17 protein-coding genes and 3 pseudogenes are annotated in these 20,949 nt (G+C 55.2%); 11 read left to right on the forward strand and 9 right to left on the reverse strand.

Annotated elements, in window-relative coordinates:
- Nucleotides 1-509 precede the first annotated feature (509 nt).
- From O2S87_RS10005 to aglG, 3 genes are all read right to left on the reverse strand, one after another.
- Entirely contained in the window at nt 510-1,682 is a 1,173-nt protein-coding gene (locus O2S87_RS10005) for a glycosyltransferase family 4 protein (protein ID WP_475408653.1), read from the reverse strand.
- A complete protein-coding gene (locus tag O2S87_RS10010; protein WP_475408654.1) occupies nt 1,682-2,614 on the reverse strand; it encodes an SDR family oxidoreductase in 933 nt (310 codons plus the stop codon). Before O2S87_RS10010 ends, O2S87_RS10005 begins: the two co-directional genes overlap by 1 nt.
- A 64-nt stretch (nt 2,615-2,678) precedes the next feature.
- Nucleotides 2,679-3,602 carry a glucosyl-dolichyl phosphate glucuronosyltransferase gene (gene aglG, locus O2S87_RS10015; RefSeq protein WP_475408655.1) on the reverse strand — a complete coding sequence of 308 codons (924 nt, stop codon included), beginning with the start codon at nt 3,600-3,602 and terminating at the stop codon, nt 2,679-2,681.
- A 131-nt stretch (nt 3,603-3,733) separates the two neighbouring features.
- On the opposite strand from aglG, the gene O2S87_RS10020 reads away from it, so the two are divergent.
- The 3 genes from O2S87_RS10020 to O2S87_RS10030 all read left to right on the forward strand — a co-directional run bounded on the left by O2S87_RS10020 (nt 3,734) and on the right by O2S87_RS10030 (nt 9,225).
- The gene (locus O2S87_RS10020) at nt 3,734-4,987 is read left to right on the forward strand and encodes a sulfatase family protein (RefSeq protein WP_475408656.1); all 1,254 of its coding nucleotides are present in this window, start codon (nt 3,734-3,736) and stop codon (nt 4,985-4,987) included.
- Nucleotides 4,988-5,070: 83 nt separating this feature from the next.
- Nucleotides 5,071-8,046 (forward strand): oligosaccharyl transferase, archaeosortase A system-associated, encoded by a 2,976-nt coding sequence (locus O2S87_RS10025; protein ID WP_475408657.1) that lies wholly within the window; start codon nt 5,071-5,073, stop codon nt 8,044-8,046.
- 213 nt (nt 8,047-8,259) lie between these two features.
- Nucleotides 8,260-9,225 (forward strand): DUF368 domain-containing protein, encoded by a 966-nt coding sequence (locus tag O2S87_RS10030; RefSeq protein WP_475408658.1) that lies wholly within the window; start codon nt 8,260-8,262, stop codon nt 9,223-9,225.
- 3 nt (nt 9,226-9,228) lie between these two features.
- Here O2S87_RS10030 and O2S87_RS10035 read toward each other — a convergent pair whose 3' ends face one another.
- Nucleotides 9,229-9,384 carry a rubrerythrin-like domain-containing protein gene (locus O2S87_RS10035; protein ID WP_475408660.1) on the reverse strand — a complete coding sequence of 52 codons (156 nt, stop codon included), beginning with the start codon at nt 9,382-9,384 and terminating at the stop codon, nt 9,229-9,231.
- Between the two features lie 227 nt (nt 9,385-9,611).
- On the opposite strand from O2S87_RS10035, the gene O2S87_RS10040 reads away from it, so the two are divergent.
- The 3 genes and pseudogenes from O2S87_RS10040 to O2S87_RS10050 form a co-directional block, all read left to right on the forward strand.
- Nucleotides 9,612-9,788 (forward strand): HEWD family protein, encoded by a 177-nt coding sequence (locus O2S87_RS10040; RefSeq protein WP_475408661.1) that lies wholly within the window; start codon nt 9,612-9,614, stop codon nt 9,786-9,788.
- Between the two features lie 231 nt (nt 9,789-10,019).
- Nucleotides 10,020-11,363, forward strand: a complete 1,344-nt coding sequence (locus tag O2S87_RS10045; RefSeq protein ID WP_475408662.1) for an RNase J family beta-CASP ribonuclease — start codon at nt 10,020-10,022, stop codon at nt 11,361-11,363.
- Nucleotides 11,364-11,442: 79 nt separating this feature from the next.
- Nucleotides 11,443-11,598 (forward strand): annotated as a pseudogene (locus O2S87_RS10050) (TIGR04347 family pseudo-SAM/SPASM protein); the annotation flags it as partial.
- A 52-nt stretch (nt 11,599-11,650) separates the two neighbouring features.
- Here O2S87_RS10050 and tnpA read toward each other — a convergent pair.
- Nucleotides 11,651-12,020, reverse strand: a pseudogene (tnpA, locus tag O2S87_RS10055) (IS200/IS605 family transposase).
- Between the two features lie 82 nt (nt 12,021-12,102).
- On the opposite strand from tnpA, the gene O2S87_RS10060 reads away from it, so the two are divergent.
- From O2S87_RS10060 to O2S87_RS10070, 3 genes and pseudogenes are all read left to right on the forward strand, one after another.
- Nucleotides 12,103-12,240, forward strand: a complete 138-nt coding sequence (locus O2S87_RS10060; RefSeq protein WP_475408663.1) for a plasmid partition protein ParG — start codon at nt 12,103-12,105, stop codon at nt 12,238-12,240.
- Nucleotides 12,237-13,472 carry an RNA-guided endonuclease InsQ/TnpB family protein gene (locus O2S87_RS10065; RefSeq protein ID WP_475408664.1) on the forward strand — a complete coding sequence of 412 codons (1,236 nt, stop codon included), beginning with the start codon at nt 12,237-12,239 and terminating at the stop codon, nt 13,470-13,472. The genes O2S87_RS10060 and O2S87_RS10065 overlap by 4 nt, the downstream gene beginning before the upstream one ends.
- A 74-nt stretch (nt 13,473-13,546) precedes the next feature.
- Nucleotides 13,547-14,587 (forward strand): annotated as a pseudogene (locus O2S87_RS10070) (TIGR04347 family pseudo-SAM/SPASM protein); the annotation flags it as partial.
- 225 nt (nt 14,588-14,812) lie between these two features.
- Here O2S87_RS10070 and O2S87_RS10075 read toward each other — a convergent pair.
- Entirely contained in the window at nt 14,813-15,073 is a 261-nt protein-coding gene (locus O2S87_RS10075) for an AbrB/MazE/SpoVT family DNA-binding domain-containing protein (protein ID WP_475408665.1), read from the reverse strand.
- A gap of 41 nt (nt 15,074-15,114) precedes the next feature.
- Nucleotides 15,115-15,459, reverse strand: coding sequence for a DUF7977 family protein (locus O2S87_RS10080; protein ID WP_475408666.1), 345 nt, complete (start codon nt 15,457-15,459; stop codon nt 15,115-15,117).
- An 80-nt stretch (nt 15,460-15,539) separates the two neighbouring features.
- On the opposite strand from O2S87_RS10080, the gene ilvD reads away from it, so the two are divergent.
- Nucleotides 15,540-17,285, forward strand: a complete 1,746-nt coding sequence (gene ilvD / locus O2S87_RS10085; protein WP_475408667.1) for a dihydroxy-acid dehydratase — start codon at nt 15,540-15,542, stop codon at nt 17,283-17,285.
- Nucleotides 17,286-17,346: 61 nt separating this feature from the next.
- Here ilvD and O2S87_RS10090 read toward each other — a convergent pair whose 3' ends face one another.
- Together O2S87_RS10090 and O2S87_RS10095 are read right to left on the reverse strand one after the other, a co-directional pair.
- Complete coding sequence (locus O2S87_RS10090) at nt 17,347-18,444, reverse strand: glycerol dehydrogenase (protein WP_475408668.1); 1,098 nt, start codon at nt 18,442-18,444, stop codon at nt 17,347-17,349.
- A 231-nt stretch (nt 18,445-18,675) separates the two neighbouring features.
- Nucleotides 18,676-19,908 carry a cytochrome P450 gene (locus O2S87_RS10095; RefSeq protein WP_475408669.1) on the reverse strand — a complete coding sequence of 411 codons (1,233 nt, stop codon included), beginning with the start codon at nt 19,906-19,908 and terminating at the stop codon, nt 18,676-18,678.
- A 120-nt stretch (nt 19,909-20,028) separates the two neighbouring features.
- Between O2S87_RS10095 and O2S87_RS10100 the strand changes: the two genes are divergently transcribed.
- On the forward strand, nt 20,029-20,865 hold the full coding sequence (locus tag O2S87_RS10100) for an alpha/beta fold hydrolase (protein ID WP_475408670.1): 837 nt from the start codon (nt 20,029-20,031) through the stop codon (nt 20,863-20,865).
- Nucleotides 20,866-20,949 lie beyond the last annotated feature (84 nt).

Here is a 20,949-nt window from a genome sequence, read left to right on the forward strand (position 1 = left end):
TATGTCCCGATCTCGAAGTCGTCAGCAATAGACTCGCTATCGACTGCGTCGAGTAGCAAGTAAAATTCAGCTCCAACTGTAGATCGAGGAGTACTATCTGCTCGTGTACCCATCGGTTGGATGTGATGGACTCACAGCAAATTTAAATACTCGAAATGGGACAGCATGGTCTCTCAAATTAGGGAAAAAGAATGTCAGCCCATTCCGTAGATCTATTCGACACCAGTGGGTTTTGTACGGTAACACAAATGAAAGATGTGGGAGATAAAATAGCTGGATTGGAATCCATTGTATCGGATACGGCGTTTTACGAATCACTGGTCGGAAACTATGTCGCCATCCAGCACACAGAAGATCTAACAGACCATATTCCTGACAATATTTGTAAGCACGTGGAACCATTTCGTATATGCGTCAACATCATATACTTAAATCAATCGATACTGATTGTAATATATATTTCAGATTTCTACCTGCGTTTATCCCTAATTCTCCATTTCTGTTATTGCTTACGTTTGTCCTTCCTGAAGGATTCTGCGATACCGGTCAACAGCGTGAGTAAAAGTATATGATCGGTTGATTTCACTCCGTGCTTCGCTACTTATATAGGGCAAGTCCGCCCGATTAAGTATTGTTGTGATCTGATCAACCATCGATTCTATCGAAAACTTTTCAATTAGGAACCCTGTCTCTCCGTTTCGAACCACGTCTGGAGTCCCGGAGACTGGTGTTGCATACACTGGCGTTCCGCAGGCCATCGATTCGAGAATCGCTGTTGGTAACCCTTCGGTCGGCTGTGACGGTAGTATGAGGAGTTTGAATCGATTCAGCAGTTGTGGAACATCTTTATGATCTACCCATCCGGCTACCTCGACAGAACCTGAGGCAATCTCTTCGGCCAACTCTGTTTTCAACCACTCCTTGAGTTCACCGTCTCCAGCAAACACGAACGTGACACCGTCCGGGAGCTGCTTCGCAACTGTCGCGAGCGTTCGAACTCCTTTTTCTTCGTCTAGCCGACCAAGAAAACCAACAACACACTCACGGTCCTCATACGGTACCTGTGGAGAAAACAGCTCACTGTCGATGTATCTTGCTCCATTTGGATACAGTTTCTCATCGAACTGATCGAGACCGAGCTGCGTAGCCATGGAGGGAGTATACGTAATAATTCCGCTGGCTGTATGATAGCTGATTGCTTCGAACAATCTCACCAGATCAGACAGCAGTTTCGCAACTGGCTGTGGAACTCGTTCCTGCCAGTGTAGCTGTAGCGTCAGTGGCACATCTCCGCGCGGTTCTATCAGCACTGTCTTCCCAACCAGTCGTGCAAAGATGATCGGCAGCACGTACGACGTTGACCCAAAAAAGAGAATTACGTCCTCAGTTCGTCGAGCGATAACTCGGCACATCTGTATCTGATTTATAAGGAACAGTGCTGCTGCCCAGAGAATCGATGATGCCGTACTTTGCCCTTGGAGTTCAATAATCTCGTGTCGGTTCCTCATATCAGAGTCTGCTGGCAGGTCTGCAGTAACGAGAGACACCGAGGTAATTGTCGATAGAATTTCCATCAATGTCCGAGTCGCATTTTCTCCTGCAGATCCAAGCGGATGGGTGACGACACAGACATCTGGGAGTTCAGCATCCGAATGTGTCTGCCCGGTCGTTTCATCTGCCATCATTTCGAAAACCAGTCTACGGTTTGTTCCAACCCGTCTGTAAATCTGATAGCCGGCTCGTATCCAACCGCATCCCGTGCTTTCGAAATAGTTGCTCCGGAGTGACGAATATCTCCAGACCTAGGTGCTTCGTGCACCGGTTCGATTGCTGTCCCAAGGATTTCGTTTAGTTGATCAACCAGTTCGTTGATTGTGGTCCGTTTGCCGCGGGCGATGTTCAACACCTCTCCTGTACAGTCACTTTCTGCAGCCTTGATATTCGCCTGCACTACATCTTCGACGAACACGAAGTCACGCGATTGGTCGCCGTCTCCGAACACAACCGGTCGATTTCCATGTAGCATGTGATCGATGAACTTTGGGACAACCGCAGCGTACTCTCCATCTGGGTCCTGCCGTGGGCCAAATACATTGAAGTATCGAAGTCCAACTGCGTTGAATCCGTACTCGTGACCCAGCTGAGCGGTCGCCTGTTCAGTGTACTGTTTCGACAGTGCGTACGGTGATTCCCCAGCAGTTCGCATATTCTCATGTTTTGGTAACTCACCGCCGGACCCGTACACAGCTGCAGAGGATGCAACGACGACTGTGTCGACATCGTGGTCTGCAGCTGCCTCAAGAAGTACTGAGGTGCCTGTACAGTTCACATCGGAAATAACGCTCGGCTCGTCAAAACTCCGCTGGACCGAGGCCACCGCAGCCAAGTGGAAGACGTAGTCGACGCCTTCGGTGCACTCCTCTATAAGTTCACTGTTACGGATGTCTCCCTGAATAAATGTAAACGCATCGTGGTCAAGGACTGGGCCAAGGTTGTCGAGATTCCCATTAGAGAGATTATCCAGTCCTCGAACCTCGTACCCTTGATCGATGAGTGCTTCGGTAAGATGAGATCCGATAAATCCTGCAGCACCAGTAACCAGTGCGCATTTCATTTATTACGGCTGTTGACGAGTATGTGGTTATAGCTGTCGGAACTGTTATTGAATCCTGGTCGTGTCAGGATAATAGTTCTCGACAGATTCCATACCCGTAGCCGAGGCCGACAGCAACAGTAAACGCGATAATTGAGAGCAGCTGCAGCAGTTTTGGAGCCGTTGGCGACCAAATCAAACTCTTGAACCGCCCCGGAATAAACTCACCCAGCAACTGCTTCAAAAACGCCTTTTCGTTGTCGCTGCTTTCCTGGATTAGCTGTTCCATCACGCGTTTTGAGTAGCCTTGCCAAAACGCCCGCTTGAGCAGCCATTTCGAATCTGTTCGGTAATCGAAGACTTTGTGGGCAACGACCGCATCCGGGTTGTAGACGACGCCGTGACCGAAGGTTTCACGCATCCGGACACAGAATATCGTCTCTTCGGCCTGAATGTTCAGCGAGCCACGCCGCCCTAGCTCCGGATCGAACTCGCCGATCTCCTCAAATACCTTTCGTCTAAATGATATGTTTGAACCAAAGGTGTTGCGGACCTCTTGACCCGGGTCAGCGAACCCTCTGTGTGTGACGCCAACTAGCCAATAGAACTCCTTGGGAAGGAACGATGGCTTACCAGCAACCCAGTCGCCGACCATCTTCCCACCTACAGCAACCGCATCCTGTGTAGTGTACACTGAGACGAGTTCCTCGATCCATGTATCCTCGGCGACCGCATCGTCATCAAGAAAGGCAATCACATCCCCTGTAGCGTAGCTGAGAGCTGTGTTCCGACTCTCAGATAATCCCACATTCTGGTCGTTGCATTGGATTTTCATGGCCGATAAATCACCGTAGCTCGCTTCGATCTCCTTACAGAGCGTATCGTTGCCATCGACGACCAGGACAATCTCGATATTTTGATAAGTTTGCTGACGTATGCTGTTGATTGCCTCATGGACGTGATCACACATCTCCATAGAGTACGTACAGATGACGACAGAAACCTTCATCAAAAACAACTCGTATACGCCACACAATAATGGTTTCCAAACACGTATTCGGGCTCTCAGCCCCAGGTATCAGCGCTGCTATCTCAAAATCAAACCATAAATGATATATTCACAAACGAGCATTTATATCTATGAATGTGTTATTCCTGTGTATCGACTGTTTGCGAGAGGATTTCGTCGCATCTGACAAGGCAGATACACCGTTCATCGATGAGTTGCTGTCTGGATCCTTACATTTCAAAAATATGTATTCGACGACAACGACGACAACACCGTGTGTGGCCAGTTTCATGACTGGATGTTATTCTGAAAAAAACGGGGTCAACTCACATTCCTACTCTGAATTGGATGCTGATGTCGACACTTTAGCCGAACTGCTCAGCGAGAACGGTTATTCGACGTACGCAATGGCAACAGGCCCGCTTGTGACCGAAACAAGTCTGGATCGGGGGTTTGACAAGTACTTGTATCGAGATCGTAACAACAATCTCGCCGACGAGTGGGGTACTACTGCAAAAAAACAATTAAATGAGCTTGAAGAACCATATTTCCTATATTTACATCTCTGGGAACTCCATTGGCCAATCGAAGTCCCCTCAAAGTACGATTCAGCAGAGTTTGGCGATACTTCGTACGCGAGAGCGCTTTCGGCACTTGATCGTGAGTTGGAATCCTTTGTTGCAGAGCTTCCAGACGATACTATGATACTGTTGCATGGTGACCACGGCGAAAGCATCTCTGGTCGTGGCATTCCGTGGTCGGGACCCCGATTCGTCTATAGAAAGCTCCTTCTTGAGAAGCTCGCATACACAAGAGAGTACGACATTCGACCACTAACTAGAGCGATTAATCGTATCGTTGATACCGTATCCAACCCCGGAATAAAAGACCATTATCTCGAAACCGGACATGGACCGATGATCTTCGATTTCACGACAAATGTCCCGTTCCTCATCTCTGGGCCCGATGTGGATTCTGGGACAGTCGACGAACAAGTACGGCAGATAGATATATTCCCTACACTGTTGGAGTTGCTTGACATCGAATCGGATCTTTCGAAAAATATCGACGGTAAATCACTGTTACCACCGGCAGCTGTCGAAGACAGAGAAGCATATATGCGAGCTACGGGGGGTGTACTGAGAGATGGGCGAGGAAACAGTTGGAAACGGGCTATCCGAGCAAATGGGTTCAAATATGTGGAGTACCCCAACAGGGATTGGTCGCCGGAGCTATACGATCTGGATGCAGATCCATTGGAATTGAATCCGATCAAAGATGAGCGACTCCAGAGCCAACTGAAAAAGTATCTTCCGACGGAAGGGTTACAGGATATAGAAAAATCAGATACCGACGATTTACTTCGTGATTTGGGCTATTTATAGGCTTGCCACCTTTCAGTGAGGCTGGTCATCGTCCAAACCCGTTTTCACAAGGCTTATTCATGATTTGAAACTGTAACAAGGTAATGAAAGATACAAATAAGGAAAAAATAAGCAATCTTGCTACGAGTGATGCACGCACTCTTCTCAGGCAGTTCTATCACATACCCGTTCTACTTGGGCTGATGGCGATCATGCTCGCTACTCGTCTCCAAGCATTGGAGAATTTTCACACAGCTGACAGTGTTGTGTTCCGTGGCAACGACCCGTGGTATCACTTCCGAGAGACCACCTATCTCCTCGAAAACTTCCCGTCGACACTTCCATTTGATCCGTGGACGAACTACCCCTCTGGAACGAGTGCCGACCAGTTCGGGACGTTGTTTGACCAGATCGTTTCGGCGTTCATTCTCGTAACAAGTTTTGGCGACCCATCTCCAGAGTACGCGGGTGTGATTATGCTCATCGCTGCACCGGTTTTCGCCGTTGCTGCGATCGTTCCGACGTATCTGATCGCAGCGCGGTTTGCCGGACGCGCTCCGGCGCTCGTCGGAATTGCAGTTCTCGCACTTCTTCCAGGGACGTTTTTCAACTATACGTTGGTTGGCTTTTACGATCATCATGCTGCCGAAGTGTTCTTTCAGGCGCTCGGTGTGTTTGCCTTTGTCGCTGCCCTCGCAGTAGCTCAGCGTGAACAGCCGATCTGGGAGCTAGTTGTCGACCGAGACTTCGAAGCACTCCGTAGGCCGCTGGTTTATTCAGTGGGCGCTGGTGTGGCGGCAGCACTCTACATGTGGGCGTGGGTTCCCGGTGCGCTTCTCATCGGCTTTACGGGTATCTTCTTCGCGATCAAACTCACGAGCGAGGTATATCACGATCGGAGCCCGGAACCGATCGCGTTCGTCGGAGCGGTTTCGATGATTGTGGCGGGGCTGCTCATGTTCGTTCCGTTGAATAACTTCACGATCGGTGGTCCAAACGAGTACTCGCTGCTCCAAGTGATTCTTCCCATGGGTGTCGGATTTGGATGTATCTTCCTCAGTTATCTCGCCAGATTCTGGGAGACGCGTGATCTCGATACGTCATTATACCCAGTTGCAGTTGGTGGTATCCTCGCCGTTCTGGCGATTGTGTTCTCAAGTTTTGTTGGAGACCTCAGCAGCCAAGCTCTTGGTAGAATCGGCTTTAGTGCCTCTGCATCCGCTGGGACGATCGGTGAAGCTCAACCGTTCCTCGGCAGTGGTTCGCCATTTGGCACAATTTTCTCCGAGTACGGCCTCGCGTTCTTTACTGCACTCGTCGCTGCGCTCATCGTACTCGGTCGACCCCTCTATCGGAGCGACAACAGTCGAGATACGTGGTATCTCATTGGAAGTCTCGCCACGGTTGGGCTGATCTATCTTGGGTCACCCGTTCTCGATTCGATCGCCGGCGTATTTGGAACCGAGTGGCAGGTTCTTGGTCTCATTATCGCCGCAGCGTTACTCGTCGGTGCAACGTTCCGCCACCGATATGATGCAGTTGAACTCTACTTGCTCGTCTGGGCTGCGTTCATTACCTCGGCGGCGTTCACCCAAGTCAGGTTCAACTATTATCTCGCAATTGTCGTCGCAGTGTTCACTGCGATTTTCGTCGCCCAAGTTCTCGAATATGTCGACTTAGAGGCAACGGGCGAATCAGTCATTGAGTCGGCTCGAAGCCTCGAAGGTTGGCAGATGATGGTTCTGGTGACTGCATTTGTACTCATTCTCGCGCCATTGCTGGTTCCGTTCGGCAGTTCGGCATGGGCCGCTGGCAGTCCTGACGCCAATGGCCCTGGCGCAGTAACCCAGTGGGAAGATAGCCTCGAATGGATGAGCAGCGAGACCCCACAGCCGGGCGAACTCGAAGGTGCTGACAATCCAATGGAGCTGTACGGCACGTACGACCGCCCTGCTGACGACGACTTTGAATATGAAGAGGGAGCCTACGGCGTCCAATCGTGGTGGGACTACGGTCACTGGATCACATCGATTGGCGAGCGTATCCCGAACGCTAACCCGTTCCAGCAGGGTGCCTCTGAAGCAGCTAACTACCTGTTGGCACCCTCGGAAGAGCGGGCTGCTGACGCCCTTGACGAAAAGATGGGCGAAGACGGCCAGACACGGTATGTCATGGTCGACAACCAGATGGTGAGTGCAAACCAGAAACTCACCGCACCGACGGTGTTCTATGATGACGGCGAAGTAGAACAGTCTGATCTCTTCGAGCAGGCTGTCAGCCTGCCATCGAGCGAAGAGGACACAAACGCCATACTGCAAAATCAGCAGGCACTTCAGCAAAGATCCGTCCAAATCCACACTCAGCGGTACTACGAGAGCCAAATGGTTCGGCTCTACCAGTACCACGGCAGTGCGGCCGAGCCAGAGCCGATCGTGATTGAGCCGAAAGACACGGTTGAGTTCGATGGACAACAGTACTCACTCCCTAACTTCAACCCAGAAGAGGACGTCCGAACCTTTGACTCGATGTCAGAGGCAGAGGAATATGTCGACGAGAATCCCGATGCCCAGATCGGTGGGCTTGGATCCAACCCGACAGAGCGTGTCGACGCGCTCGAACATTACCGACTGGTCAAAGCCAGCGAGTCAAACGTCCAACAACAGCTAGCCATCACGGCCCAAGCCACAGGTCTCGACCTCGAACAGCTGTTCGATACGACACCGCACTCGGTCAAAACTTTCGAGCGAGTCCCCGGTGCAACAGTCGAGGGAAGTGGTGCTGAGCCCGACAGCGAGGTCAGCGCAACCGTCGAGATGGAGGTCCCAGAGACGGGCGAGACGTTCGACTACACCCAGTATGCCACCGCCGATGAGGACGGGAACTTCGAGATGACACTTCCGTACTCAACGACGGGCTACGACGAGTTCGGTCCTGATGAGGGCTACACGAACACCTCTGTCGAGGCAACGGGCGAGTACGACATTACGACTGACGACGGTGGCGACACCCAGGTCGACGTCGAAGAAGCACAGGTCGTTGGCGAAAACGAAGAAGCAGTAACCGTCGACCTCGAAGCGTAGTCGAGCTTTCGAGGCGTAGTCACTTCCTACTTGATTTTTGGACCGACCACAGAGTCAGTAGTCGGTCATTACTGTCGAACAATTTCTCAGACGAATCACACTCACAGACTCGGCTGTCGTAGTCAACGACTACCGCTCACCCACAACGAGTCGACGCTAACGACGATATACAAACCCGAACTAACAATGCCGTCGGTCACCCATCGGATAGTAATGACGACGCTCCGCGAGCTGGCCGGTATCTACCTCCGTGGACTCTGTATGGGGGCGGCCGACGCCGTCCCTGGGGTCTCTGGTGGGACAATCGCGCTGATCACTGGTATCTACGAGCGGCTGATCAGTGCGATCACAGCCATCGAACCGGATCGGCTCCGTGCGCTCGTCGGCGGCCTTCGCGAAGACGGTCGACCAGAGGCGATCGAGGCACTCCGCGAATTTGACACCGGTTTTCTGCTTGCTCTCGGTGCCGGTATCGCGACGGCGATCGTGATCGTGCTCCGAATCATTAGCGTTCTCTTAGAAACAAACCCCGTCGAAACCTACGGCTTTTTTTTCGGCCTAATCGGAGCCTCGGCAGTCGTTCTCTACAGCGAGGTCTCGCTATCGACGCGGGGCAGACAGACGGCTGCAGCCAGCGGGTTCGCATTGGCATTTTTATTGTCGGGGTATGCGGCCTCGACCGTTGGTTCCACCCTCCCAGTGGTGTTCGTCGCTGGCGGCGTGGCAGTCAGTGCGATGATCCTGCCGGGGATCTCCGGCTCGTTGCTGTTGCTCATGCTCGGCCAGTACGAGTACATGTCGACCACGCTGAGCCGGTTTACCGACGCGCTCGTCGGCACACTCAACGGTGGCGGAATCGAAACGGTGATCGAAACGGCCACACCCGTGATCGTGTTTATGAGTGGCGGCCTGGTCGGACTAGTGACGATCTCACACAGTATCCGGTGGGCGCTCGAACGCTACCGCGAAGCGACGCTCGCGTTTCTCGTGAGTCTCATCGTCGGTGCGCTTCGGGCTCCGGTCGAACAGACGAGCATCGAACTGGCAGCAATGGAGACCGTCTGGACCACCTCGACTGCTGGGCTGTTTCTGTTGTCCGCCGCCGTCGGTGCAGGCGCAGTCGTGGTCGTCGACCGACTGGCTGGCGGAATCGAAACCGGCCAGTCACGTCCTGCGTGATTCTTATTCGCGCGGGACGGCGATGTTCTGGAGCGGTCCGCCGCACCCCTCGCAGGTCGTCAGTCGCTCGTCGCTGATCCTCCGTTCTCCACAGTCGAGACATTCGAAGTAGCCCCGGTCCGGAGAGAACGGATCGATTTCTGCGTTATTCGGTATCATATGCCGATCTAGATGTCTGCCAACAAATAAAACTTTGTCACAGTTTTCCACAGGTTTTGCTTCATATGGTGACGTTGTCGAGTATTTATACGCATTGTTGGTTCTGTAGTGGTTGTTTGTCCAACCGTCACTCGGTCGTTGGTGGCCAACCGTTTATATGCCAACTCACATGATCGAGGGCGGATCAACAAGTCATGTTTAACTCTGTGTGTGACTCCACTTCGAGCATGACCGTGAGGCTTCGTCGACCGACAGCGCGCACCTGCGAACGGTGTGGAAGAACTGAACAGTGGAACCCGACGACCGCGTCGTGGGAGATCGCCGACGATGAGCCGGGCAGTATCTACTGCATTCATGAGTGGGATATAAATGGCCAGTTCGTTCCGTTCGAGGAGTTCGAGTAGTACCGAGCTGTAACGGTAGGGTCGACCGAGAGGTAGACCGACACTGAGTCACCGTCTATTTATGTCTGCGGGTCAGCTATCGATACAACCAACGCGCTGTTCCCGTATGACAGACGCGCAATCGAATCGGGTCTTCGGCTCTGGCGGTGTGGTGCGGTTCGCTTTCGGCTGCTCTCGATCGTCTCGATTTCGCTGGCTGTCTGCGTGTGAACCGTCCCGTTCGGCATATCTATGGAAATCGAAATTGCGACAGTAGGCGGCTACGAAGAGGTCGGTCGACAGATGACTGCGGTCCGTATGGATGACGACATCGTCATCTTCGATATGGGCCTCAACCTCTCACAGGTATTGATTCACGACAACGTCCAGACCGAGCGCATGCACAGCCTGGACCTGATCGACATGGGCGCGATCCCCGACGACCGGGTCATGAGCGAACTCGACGGCGACGTCAAGGCCATCGTCCCGACCCACGGTCACCTCGATCACATCGGTGCGATCCCCAAACTCGCCCACCGCTACGACGCGCCCATCGTCGCCACCCCCTTCACGATCGAACTCGTCCGCGAGCAGATTCGCGACGAGGGCAAGTTCGACGTCCAAAACGACCTCCAGGTGATGAACGCAGGCGAAACAATGCGCATCGGTGACAAAACCGAACTGGAGTTCGTCAACGTCACTCACTCGACGCTCGATGCGATCAATCCCGTCCTTCACACCCCTGAAGGGGCCATTGTCTACGGCCTCGACAAACGCATCGACCACACACCCGTGCTGGGCGATCCGTTCGACATGCAGCGGTTCAAGGAGATCGGCCGCGAGGGTGACGGCGTCCTCTGTTACATCGAGGACTGTACCAACGCGAACAAAAAGGGTCGCACGCCCTCCGAGTCGGTCGCTCGCAAAGAGCTCCACGACACAATGTTGAGCCTCGAAGACTACAACGGTGGGATGGTTGCGACGACGTTCGCCAGCCACATCGCTCGTGTCTCTAGCCTGCTCGAATTCTCGAAAGAGATCGGCCGCAAGCCGATTCTCTTGGGTCGCTCGATGGAGAAATACACCGGGACGGCACGACATCTGGACGTCGACCTGCCCGACGACATCGAGATGTACGGTCATCGACGCGCCATCGACCAGAGCCTCAACCGCATTATGAAAGATGGGAAAGAAAACTTCCTGCCGATCGTGACGGGCCACCAGGGCGAGCCACGCGCACTCCTCACGCGAATGGGCCGCGGCGAGACCAACTATGACTTCGATCAGGGTGACAAGGTCATCTTCTCGGCGGGGATCATCCCCGAGCCGACCAACGAGGGTAACCGCTATCAGTCCGAGCGCCTCCTCAAAATGCAGGGCGCACGTATCTACGACGATATTCACGTCTCGGGCCACCTCTGTCAGGAGGGCCACTACCAGATGCTCGATGCGCTTCAGCCCAAAGAGCTGATTCCGGCTCACCAGAACCTCAAAGGCATGGCGGGCTACGTCGACACCGCGGGTTCGTTCGGCTACGAACTCGGTCGGGACCTCCACACGACCCGCAACGGCAACATCATCCAGATCACCGAATAGTCGGCTCCTGTGGGCGTTCCCATCTTGTGGGAACCGGCCAGACGGTTTTGGTACGTCACCCTAACCGTCGACTGTTGGGATGATATCGATCAGCAAACTCCTTTGTGACCTCGATGCCGAGAGCGACGGGCTTCGGTACGCAGCGGCCGCAGAGTCGACCAAGCCACAGATCACGGAGACCAAACAGCGTCGACCGGTGGTCGTCTGGAATACGACTCAGCAGTGCAACCTTTACAAATAATCAAGGTGATTGCCTCGGGGCTCCACTTCGAGGGTGAAGCCGACACTCAATCGTATCCTGTTCGTTCGATATACCGTTCAATCGTCTCTGTTGAGACTGTTCTTGCCATTCCGGTGTAGTGCGACTGTTCTCAGAACCCACCACTCCACAGATATCCTTCCAAATTCTGTTCGTGCTGTTAACACATCTCTCAGCTGTGACGTCTTGATTGTCCGCACAATCTTGGTCGATGCGTGCTTCGGGTGGGCAGAGAGGAACAGATGTACGTGGTCGAGTGAGATGTGGAGCGACAGTATATTGTATTCGTACTCGTCGCACACGTCGCGGAAACTTCATTCCAGCGAGTCCTCGATCGGTTCGAGAATCGCGTGACGGTATTTCGGACACCACACGAAGTGGTAGTTGAAGTTATACACCGTGTGATTCGACTACTTTTTGCCCATACAGACAATACGTGGATAAGAATTAAGCATTTCAGTATCTAAGTAAGAAAGTGAGATGACGAAACGACTGTCCGTGGACTTTGAGGACGACGTGTACAAGAAGTTCTCGAAGAAGTGCATAGAGGTTGACGAAACTAAGTCCGACGTAGTGCGCGGGCTTGTCAACGACTGGCTCAACGAATCCGAAGAATGACCGACACACAGGCCCTCCTCAAGACGCTGGACTTCCAACTCAACATCCAGAGTGACAACGAGAGCCTACTGTACGACGCCACTCTCGAAGCCCGCTCAGTGTACAATGAAACCATCAGACTCGCCAAAGAAGGCGTGGACTGGGACGCGATTCCCGACCGTGTGGCCGACGACGCCAACCTCGTAAAAAACACAACTCAACGCGTCGTCGCCAAAGCACTCGGTGCGATGGAGAACTACTACGAGTACGACGACTTCGGACTCCCGAGTCACACCAAGGACGGTGCGTACCCCCTTCGTGCGAACTACGAGGAAGGGTATAACCTATCGCTCGCCGACGATGGAGACGTGGAATTCCGCATCAGCGCGAAGCCGTACAAACACGTTAAAGGCGTCCTCGAAGGTGACGACGCTCATCTCGACATTCTCGAGACCGCACTCGAAAGCGACGAGTGGAAGATTGGGACAGCAGAAGCCCTGTTCCACAACGACAACCCTGAGTTACACGTCAACGTCACCAACACCGAACAGACCGTTCGAGACAAGCACGACTCACGGACGGTCATCGGTGTGGACGTGAACGAGGACAACGTGGCCCTCAGCGCACTCTCCGAGGATGGCGTCGAAGACACGCTTGTCATCGACTTCCCCGAAATCAAGTTCGAGCGCCACCGTTACTTCACGATGCGGAAGCGTGTTCAAAACGCAGGGAAAGATAGTGTTCACCACACGCTAGAAGGTCGAGAAGAACGGTTTGTCCGTGACAGACTCCACAAGGTATCTCGACACATCGTGGAGTGGAGCCATAAGTTCGGGAAGCCGTGCATCGTCTTTGAAGACCTCAAAGAGATGCGCGATAGTATCGACTACGGTACGCGGATGAACCGACGCTTGCACCACCTCCCATTCCGCGCTCTTCAGTACTACACGTCGTACAAGGCGTCGTTTGAGGGGATTCCGACCGCATGGATTGACCCGGCATACACGAGCCAGCGGTGTCCGATCTGTGGACACACGGAGTGTGCGAATCGTAACAAAAAGCGCTTCAAGTGCCGGTCGTGCGGGCATCAAGACCACAGTGACCGTGGTGCAAGCGTCAACATCGCTGTGAAAGGAATCAAGAAACTCGATTGGAATGTGCCTGCTCTCAACAGCCTTCCCGTTGTTCGGAAGGTGCGACGGCAGGCATCGGGGGCTGTGGACGCCCCGACCGTGACCCACCCGACCGTTTGAGGCTATCAGGCCGATGGTCGTGTGGGAGTGTCCGACTAAACCACGGGAAGCCTTTTGGGCTTAACTCCAAGGCAGTTCACTGCAGTCACTGCTATGCTGGTGCGTGTGACCAAGCCGGACCAAATGAGCTGTCCACGGAGGAGGGCAAGTACCTCCTCGAACAGCTATCCGACTTCGGCGTTCCTGTCGTCCTGTTTTCGGGTGGCGAGCCACTCGTCCGCCAGGACCTTCCCGAACTGGTCGACTATGCTTCCGACCTCGGTATCAGGCCGGTATTATCAACCAACGGGACGCTGCTCACCCGCGAGAATGTCCGCGAACTCAAGGAGGCTGGCCTCGCGTACGCCGGGGTGTCGGTCGACGGTCTCGAAGCCCGAAACGACGAGTTCCGCGGCCAAGCAGGTGCGTTTCAGGCTGCCATTCGCGGTATCAAGGCCTGTCTCGACGTGGGCGTCAAAACCGGCCTCCGGTATACGATCACGAAATACAACGACGAAGACCTCGAATCGATTATCGACCTGCTGACTGACGTGGGCGTCGACCGCTTTTGTTTCTATCACCTCGATTATGGTGGTCGAGGCCGGGAGATCGTCGACGCTGACCTGACGCCCACCGAGAAACGCGAGGCTGTCGAGACGCTCTGTGATCTCACCCGTGAGTACCATGCCCGAGGCGAAGAGATCGAGACACTGCTGGTCGGCAACTACGCCGTTGCGGGCTTTCTCGTTGAGTACGCCCGCCGAGAGATGGGCGAGACACACGCGAAGCAAGTCGAGGCCTACCTCCAGCAAAACGGCGGTGATCCCACAGGTGAGCGCGTGGCCGATGTCGATCCACGGGGCAACGTCCACCTCAATCAGTTCTGGCAGGGGTATTCCGTGGGAAACGTTTGCGACCGAACCTTCGGCGAGATATGGTCCGACGAATCGGATACGTTAGTCCGGAAGCTCCGTAACCGCACTGATCACCTTACTGGTCGATGTGCGGACTGTCGCTATCAATCGATCTGTCGGGGCGGATCACCGCTTCGATCCCTAACCGTCAACGGCGACCCATTCGCGCCTGATCCACAGTGCTATCTCACAGCCGAAGAGATCGGAATCGCCCCTCACTAATCTACCGGTTTGATAATATATTTGATATTATCTCTGGACAGTGCTCTTGCAGTCGAACTCTTCGTCATTGGTGACAATCACCTCGGTTCCCCGCACTCGGTGGTTCGCGAAAAGCAGTGTATCGTGGGTTGTGTCATGTAATATGCAGCCGTTGGAAGCTGGTCGACGAGATAGCGTGTCATTGCAACGCTGTCGACCGTGTAACGAGTCCTGTTACCACTCTGTTCAGCGCTGTTCTCGAATAGTCGCTTCCATCTCTTCGGCCATCTCTTCTCGCTTTGCTTCGGAGATCTCTTCGTCGACAAGCATTCCACGTCCTGCGGACCGCGTCGCTTTCCTAACTCGGATCCCGTCGTCGGCTTTTTCCCACCGAAGCTCGTCGCCCTCTTCAAGATTGAACTCCTCACGGAGGGCCTTTGGAATGGTGACCTGACCTTTCCGTGTGATGAGCGTTGTTTTGATTTCGGTGTTATCGTCGCCACTCATACTGAGCACTACGTGGTGTAGTACTATATTTACGTCCCTGATTAGCTGGCCGCCTTCATCGACCACACCGCCAGCAGCCCAAGCAAAACGGCCGGAATCAGCGGGAGGACCAAAAACGTCGTAATGAAGGGCAAGCCGAACGCTCCCGGAGCAGCTGGAAACAGATAAATCACGCTGGGAATCAAGAGAAAACAGACGAAGACACCAGCGACGAGAATCCACCCACCAGCGTCGAATCCTTCGCCTTCTGGCTTCCCAGTGTACGGTTCGGAATCGGCCCTCTCGACCCCGTCCGTCTCGTCCGGCCGGTGGACGTAGCCCCCATCGTCGACCCGTGATGAAGTCTCGTCGACCGCGTCGCTGGTGTCGGAACTCACAGTCGACATAGTCGTGTGAGTGGCAAAGCCCTCACGGTTTTGGCCACGGTATTCGAGGGGTTTTAACTGACAGGCTCCAAGATGCTGGTATGAGCAAGCAGGAAGGCCGCGAGCGGTCGGGTAAGGACCCGAATCTGCGGAGCAGCGAAGTCACCGAGGGTACCGATCAAGCCCCCTCCCGCGCGATGTTTCGGGCGATGGGCTACGACGACGAGGACCTTTCGTCGCCGATGGTCGGGGTCGCCAACTGTGCGGCCGACATCACGCCGTGTAACGTCCACCTCGATGATGTCGCCGAAGCCGCTTACGCGGGCGTCGACAACGCCGGAGGGATGCCGATCGAGTTCAACACGATCACGATCTCGGATGCCATCTCAATGGGCACCGAAGGAATGAAAGCCTCGCTTATCTCTCGGGAGATCATTGCTGACAGTGTCGAACTCGTCTCGTTCGGCGAGCGGATGGACGGGCTCGTTACCATCGGCGGCTGTGACAAGAACATGCCAGGAATGATGATGGCGATGATTCGCACCGATCTCCCCTCTGTTTTCGTCTATGGCGGTTCGATCATGCCCGGTGAACACGGTGGCCGCGAGGTCACCATCCAGAACGTCTTCGAAGGTGTGGGTGCAGTCGCCCAGGGTGACATGAGTGAGGACGAGCTCGATGAGATGGAGCGCCACGCCTGCCCGGGTGCGGGGTCATGTGGCGGGATGTTCACCGCCAACACGATGGCCTCAATCAGCGAGACGCTCGGACTGGCCCCGCTTGGCTCGGCGGCCGCACCAGCCGAACACGAGGATCGCTACGAGATCGCCGAACGATCCGGCGAGATTGCTCTCGATGTCATCAAAAACGACCGTCGACCCTCCGACATCCTCTCGAAAAAATCATTCGAGAATGCCATCGCTCTGCAGGTGGCAACGGGTGGGTCGACCAACGCGGTGCTCCACCTGCTTGCGCTCGCTGCGGAGGCGGGAATCGACCTCGACATTACGGAGTTCGACGAGATCTCGCGCCGAACCCCGAAAATCATCAACCTCCAGCCCGGGGGCACGCGCGTGATGAACGATCTGTTCGAGATCGGCGGCGTCCCGGTCGTCTTGCGCCGCATGTTAAATGCTGATTTAATCCACGGCGACGCGATGACCGTCACGGGCCGGACCATCGCCGAGGAACTCGCCCACCTCGAAGCTGAGGGCCTGCTTGCCGAAGATGACGAGATCGAGGCCGACTACTTCTACACGGTCGACGATCCCTACCAGGAAGAAGGTGCGATCAAGATCCTCACCGGCAACCTCTCACCTGATGGCAGCGTCCTGAAGGTCACGGGAGACGACAAGTTCCACCACGAGGGTCCTGCGCGCATCTTCGAAAACGAGGAAGCGGCGATGGCCTACGTCCAGAAGGGCCACATCGAGTCGGGTGACGTGCTCGTCATCCGCAACGAGGGACCACGCGGTGGTCCCGGGATGCGCGAAATGCTCGGCGTTACCGCCGCGGTGGTCGGTGCGGGACACGAAGACGACGTGGCACTACTCACCGACGGTCGGTTCTCCGGTGCGACACGTGGACCGATGATCGGCCACGTCGCCCCCGAGGCCAAAGATGGCGGCCCCATTGGGCTACTTGAAGACGGCGATACCGTCACCGTCGACATCCCGGCCCGTGAACTCTCAGTCGATCTTTCGGACGACGAACTCGCTGAGCGCCGCGAGTCGTGGGAGCCGCGGCCGCCGCAGTACACCAACGGTGTCCTCGCAAAGTACGCCCGCGACTTCGGCTCGGCCGCCAAAGGTGCAGTGACGAATCCAGGCTTAGTCGACAACGACTAACACGCCCTACAGTTTTTGCAGGCCTTCGAAACAGAACTGCGCAGCTACCTACCAACGACGACTACTGAGAACTGAGTCTTCGACCGATGCTGTCCGCAGTTCGGATCGCATCACGAACCATCGGCGGTGTCACGTCGAATGGTTCGTTGTGAATCGTCTCGGCTTCGTCACAGGCCGTTTCTGCGACGGTATCGAGTTGGTCACGCGTCGGATCCTCAAGGCCAATGTCTGTCAGTGTCGTCGGCAGTCCGATGGCCTGTGAGAACTGCACGTAGTCTTCGATGAAGGCGTCGTCTCGGCCCTCAAGGACGAGTTGTGAGATCGTTCCAATGTTTACCTTCTCCCCATGTGTTGCATCGTGTGTCGCATCGATCTGGGTCAGCCCGTTGTGCACAGAGTGGGCTGCAGCAAGCCCGCCGCTCTCGAAGCCGAGCCCACTCAGCAGTGTGTTGGCTTCGGTAACTGCCTCGACGCTTTCGGTGACTGCACCGTTATCAACCGCGTCGACGGCAGTGATTCCATGTTGACGGAGTGTCGTATAACAGAGCTCTGCGAGTTGGTGTCCTGCACGGGTTGGTTTGCCGCCGCCAATCGTCTCGCCGTGTGATTGCTGAGTAGCATCCGCTTCGAACCACGTTGCGAGTCCGTCGGCAATCCCTGAGCGGAACAATCGGGTCGGTGCAGCCGCGATGATCTCAGTATCAACGAGAACGAGGTCGGGATGTTGCTCGTAGAACCAGTATTCTTCGAACTCACCGTGCTCACTGTATATTACTGAGAGCGCGCTTGTCGGAGCGTCGGTTGAGGCGATTGTCGGCATCGAAACCATCGCACCCCCGGTTTCTTCTCGGACGGCTTTGGCAGTGTCCAGTGCCTTGCCACCTCCTGCACCAATAATAATCTCTGCGGCTCGATCTGCTGCCACATCTCCAATTCGGTCGATCTCTTGTTGAGAGGATTCGCCGCCGAATTCGATTGATGAGGCAGCTATTCCGGCTTCTTCGAGACTCCCGACGACCGTTTCCTCAACGAGATCGAGGACAATCTTGTCGGCGAGCAACAGAGTGGTCTCTCCGAGATGTTCGGTATGCTCGGCTATTTCAGTAGCTACGCCACGACCCTGAACGTACGCAGCAGGGGATTTGAATACGTTTGTCATAAGGCCTCTGTCTACTGGTTCTGCACCAAAGAGAATAAAAGATGATGAAGGTTTTGTATACAGACAGCCGTCGACTGTTTGCGTGTTGTGTCGACCAATACGGTTCCATGCCTGCGAAGTAGGTCCCTCGTAGTATCCTGTGTTCTGTGGTGGTCACTCTCAGGAGCTGCGTGTCGCATCATCCAACGGGCGCGGATCGGAATCGGGCAATGTAAATGGTATTTAGGACTGTTAGCTCACGCGAAGTGGGTACTCTTCAACACCGTATATAAACGAACTCCGGAGGGGTCGGAGCTCTGTGTCGACCGGCTCGATTGTCTCAAAGCGTTCGAGTAACATGTCAAACGCGATTTTCGCTTCGAGCCGCGCGAGCGGTGCGCCCAGACAGTAGTGGGTGCCGTAACCGAACGAGAGATGTTGGTTCGGCTGTCGATTCGGAACGAACTCATCTGCTCGGTCAAACATCCGTTCGTCGCGGTTGGCCGACCCGAGCCACGCTACCACGCCCTCGCCTGCGGGGATCTCTTGGCCACCGAGTTCGGTCGACTCCGTGGTCACCCGAAACAAGGCTTGGACGGGCGAGCGGTAGCGAAGGGCCTCTTCGATGGCGGTCGCCACTCTCGTTTCGCCACTCTGCAACGCATCAAATAGCCCGGGACGGGCAGTAAAGCACCGCATCGCGTTGGTGATTAGGTTCGTCGTGGTGATGTTGCCCGCGACCAGCAAGAGGGTACAGAAGCCGACCATCTCACGCTCAGAAAGGCGCTGGCCGTCGACTTCGGCCTCTATTATCGCCGTAATGAGATCGTCCTGGGGTTCGGCTCGCCGCGCTTCGATTAGTTCACCAAAGTACTCGCTCATCTCGCGCTGGGTTTCTTGTTGTTGCTGTTGGAATGTCTCCATTGCGGCTTCGGTTTTCGCAGTCGGTCGCTCGATGAGCGTATCCGACCACTGTTTGAACATCGTGCGATCGTCAGTCGGCACCCCGAGCATCATCGCAATCACGTCGACCGGCATTGGATAGGCTACCTCGGAGACGAGATCGAACTCGTCGTCGAGGTTCTCTACATACTCCGCCGTCAGTCGTTCGATCTGCGCTTTCAGTTCACCGATTGCTCGTGGTCGAAAGAACTCCTCGACAACACCACGGAGTCGACCGTGCTCCGGCGGATCGGCGAACAACATCGTATCGAACACCGGGGGCGGTTCGCCCTCCGAGTCAGCGATTTCGTCGGCGAAACCGGGCATGTTCGAGGGGTCAGACGAGAAGAGTACGTCGTTGTCAAGGATCTGTTTGACATCATCGTACCGAAACACGTCCCACAGTTCGCGGTCGGCGTCGTATCGAACCGGTGACTCGGCTCGCATCTCTCGGTACCAGTCGAACGGTTCGAGCCAGCGCTCGCGACTCGCCAACGGTTCGGGAAAACTCACTGCCGGTCGACTGGGATCGGCGGCACTCATGTCATATATTGTTGGTTCTGTGAGGGTAACTGTTCGCACCCGTCGGATTCAGAGGGTATTTTGATATCACAAATCCAGCACAACCCCGATCTTTTGACCGCCTCGGCCGAAGGTGGGGTGATGAGTTCGTCCGTGACTGGCCACCTCCTAGATTCGTTTCCCTACGTCCGCGTCGGCAGTGGCGACAAGCAACTGGTGGTGATTCCCGGCTTCGGCGACGCGCTGTTCGGTGGCTGGTATCCACCTACGGCCGCGTGGGCACTCGCGAGCTACTTCCACCGGTTCACTGACGAGTATACGATTCACCTGATCAGCCGACCGCGTGGGCTGCCAGAGAACTACAGTATTGACGATGCGACCGAGCAGTACGGCCAGATTCTTGACTCGGTGCCGACTCCAATCGACGTGCTCGGGATCTCAATGGGCGGCTTCATTGGACAGGAACTTGCCGCCCGCTATCCCGAACTCGTGAACCAACTGGTCGTCACCTGCTCGGGAACCCGCGTCGCCGACGCCGGGCGGTCGACCGTCGAGCGATGGAAAGCGTACGCCGACGACCACCGTTGGTTTCGGCTCCGATCCGAGCTGGCGACGACGCTCTACAGCCGCCGCGACTGGCGGCACTACGTCTTTCCGTCGACGATCCAGACGGCTGGCCGGTTTATCCTCCCACAACCGGCGAGGCCGACCGACGTCTCGCGGTCGCTCGCTGCGATTCTCGACTACGACGGGACGGCAACGCTCGACGACATCGAAGCCGAGACGCTCGTAATCGGCGGGAGCGACGACCCGTTTTTCCCTGAATCCATCCTCCGCGAAACCGCTGACGGCATCCCGAACGCCCGTGTCCATCCAATCGACGGAACGAAACACGGCGCGTTCGACGAGCGCAAGCGACTTCACGACGGCCGCCTGCAGGCCTTCCTTACGGATCCACAGCAGGTCTGTGCGGACTGACTGTCGACCGCTCGCCCCAACCGACAGGTCGTATAACAACCCGATACAGTCGCTCTATCCGCCATATTCGGCCCGCAGCGTTTT

The sequence above is a fragment of the Halohasta sp. A2 genome (assembly GCF_056175805.1).

Bases quoted from the DNA above. Each gene is read 5' to 3' on its own strand.
- O2S87_RS10065 (WP_475408664.1), top strand. From the start codon at position 12,237: ATGACCGACACACAGGCCCTCCTCAAGACGCTGGACTTCCAACTCAAC.
- O2S87_RS10005 (WP_475408653.1), bottom strand. From the start codon at position 1,682: ATGGCAGATGAAACGACCGGGCAGACACATTCGGATGCTGAACTCCCA.
- O2S87_RS10045 (WP_475408662.1), top strand. From the start codon at position 10,020: ATGGAAATCGAAATTGCGACAGTAGGCGGCTACGAAGAGGTCGGTCGA.
- O2S87_RS10100 (WP_475408670.1), top strand. From the start codon at position 20,029: ATGAGTTCGTCCGTGACTGGCCACCTCCTAGATTCGTTTCCCTACGTC.
- O2S87_RS10030 (WP_475408658.1), top strand. From the start codon at position 8,260: ATGACGACGCTCCGCGAGCTGGCCGGTATCTACCTCCGTGGACTCTGT.
- aglG (WP_475408655.1), bottom strand. From the start codon at position 3,602: ATGAAGGTTTCTGTCGTCATCTGTACGTACTCTATGGAGATGTGTGAT.
- O2S87_RS10075 (WP_475408665.1), bottom strand. From the start codon at position 15,073: ATGAGTGGCGACGATAACACCGAAATCAAAACAACGCTCATCACACGG.
- O2S87_RS10060 (WP_475408663.1), top strand. From the start codon at position 12,103: ATGACGAAACGACTGTCCGTGGACTTTGAGGACGACGTGTACAAGAAG.
- O2S87_RS10020 (WP_475408656.1), top strand. From the start codon at position 3,734: ATGAATGTGTTATTCCTGTGTATCGACTGTTTGCGAGAGGATTTCGTC.
- O2S87_RS10035 (WP_475408660.1), bottom strand. From the start codon at position 9,384: ATGATACCGAATAACGCAGAAATCGATCCGTTCTCTCCGGACCGGGGC.
- O2S87_RS10040 (WP_475408661.1), top strand. From the start codon at position 9,612: ATGACCGTGAGGCTTCGTCGACCGACAGCGCGCACCTGCGAACGGTGT.
- ilvD (WP_475408667.1), top strand. From the start codon at position 15,540: ATGAGCAAGCAGGAAGGCCGCGAGCGGTCGGGTAAGGACCCGAATCTG.
- O2S87_RS10095 (WP_475408669.1), bottom strand. From the start codon at position 19,908: ATGAGTGCCGCCGATCCCAGTCGACCGGCAGTGAGTTTTCCCGAACCG.
- O2S87_RS10010 (WP_475408654.1), bottom strand. From the start codon at position 2,614: ATGAAATGCGCACTGGTTACTGGTGCTGCAGGATTTATCGGATCTCAT.
- O2S87_RS10090 (WP_475408668.1), bottom strand. From the start codon at position 18,444: ATGACAAACGTATTCAAATCCCCTGCTGCGTACGTTCAGGGTCGTGGC.
- O2S87_RS10080 (WP_475408666.1), bottom strand. From the start codon at position 15,459: ATGTCGACTGTGAGTTCCGACACCAGCGACGCGGTCGACGAGACTTCA.
- O2S87_RS10025 (WP_475408657.1), top strand. From the start codon at position 5,071: ATGAAAGATACAAATAAGGAAAAAATAAGCAATCTTGCTACGAGTGAT.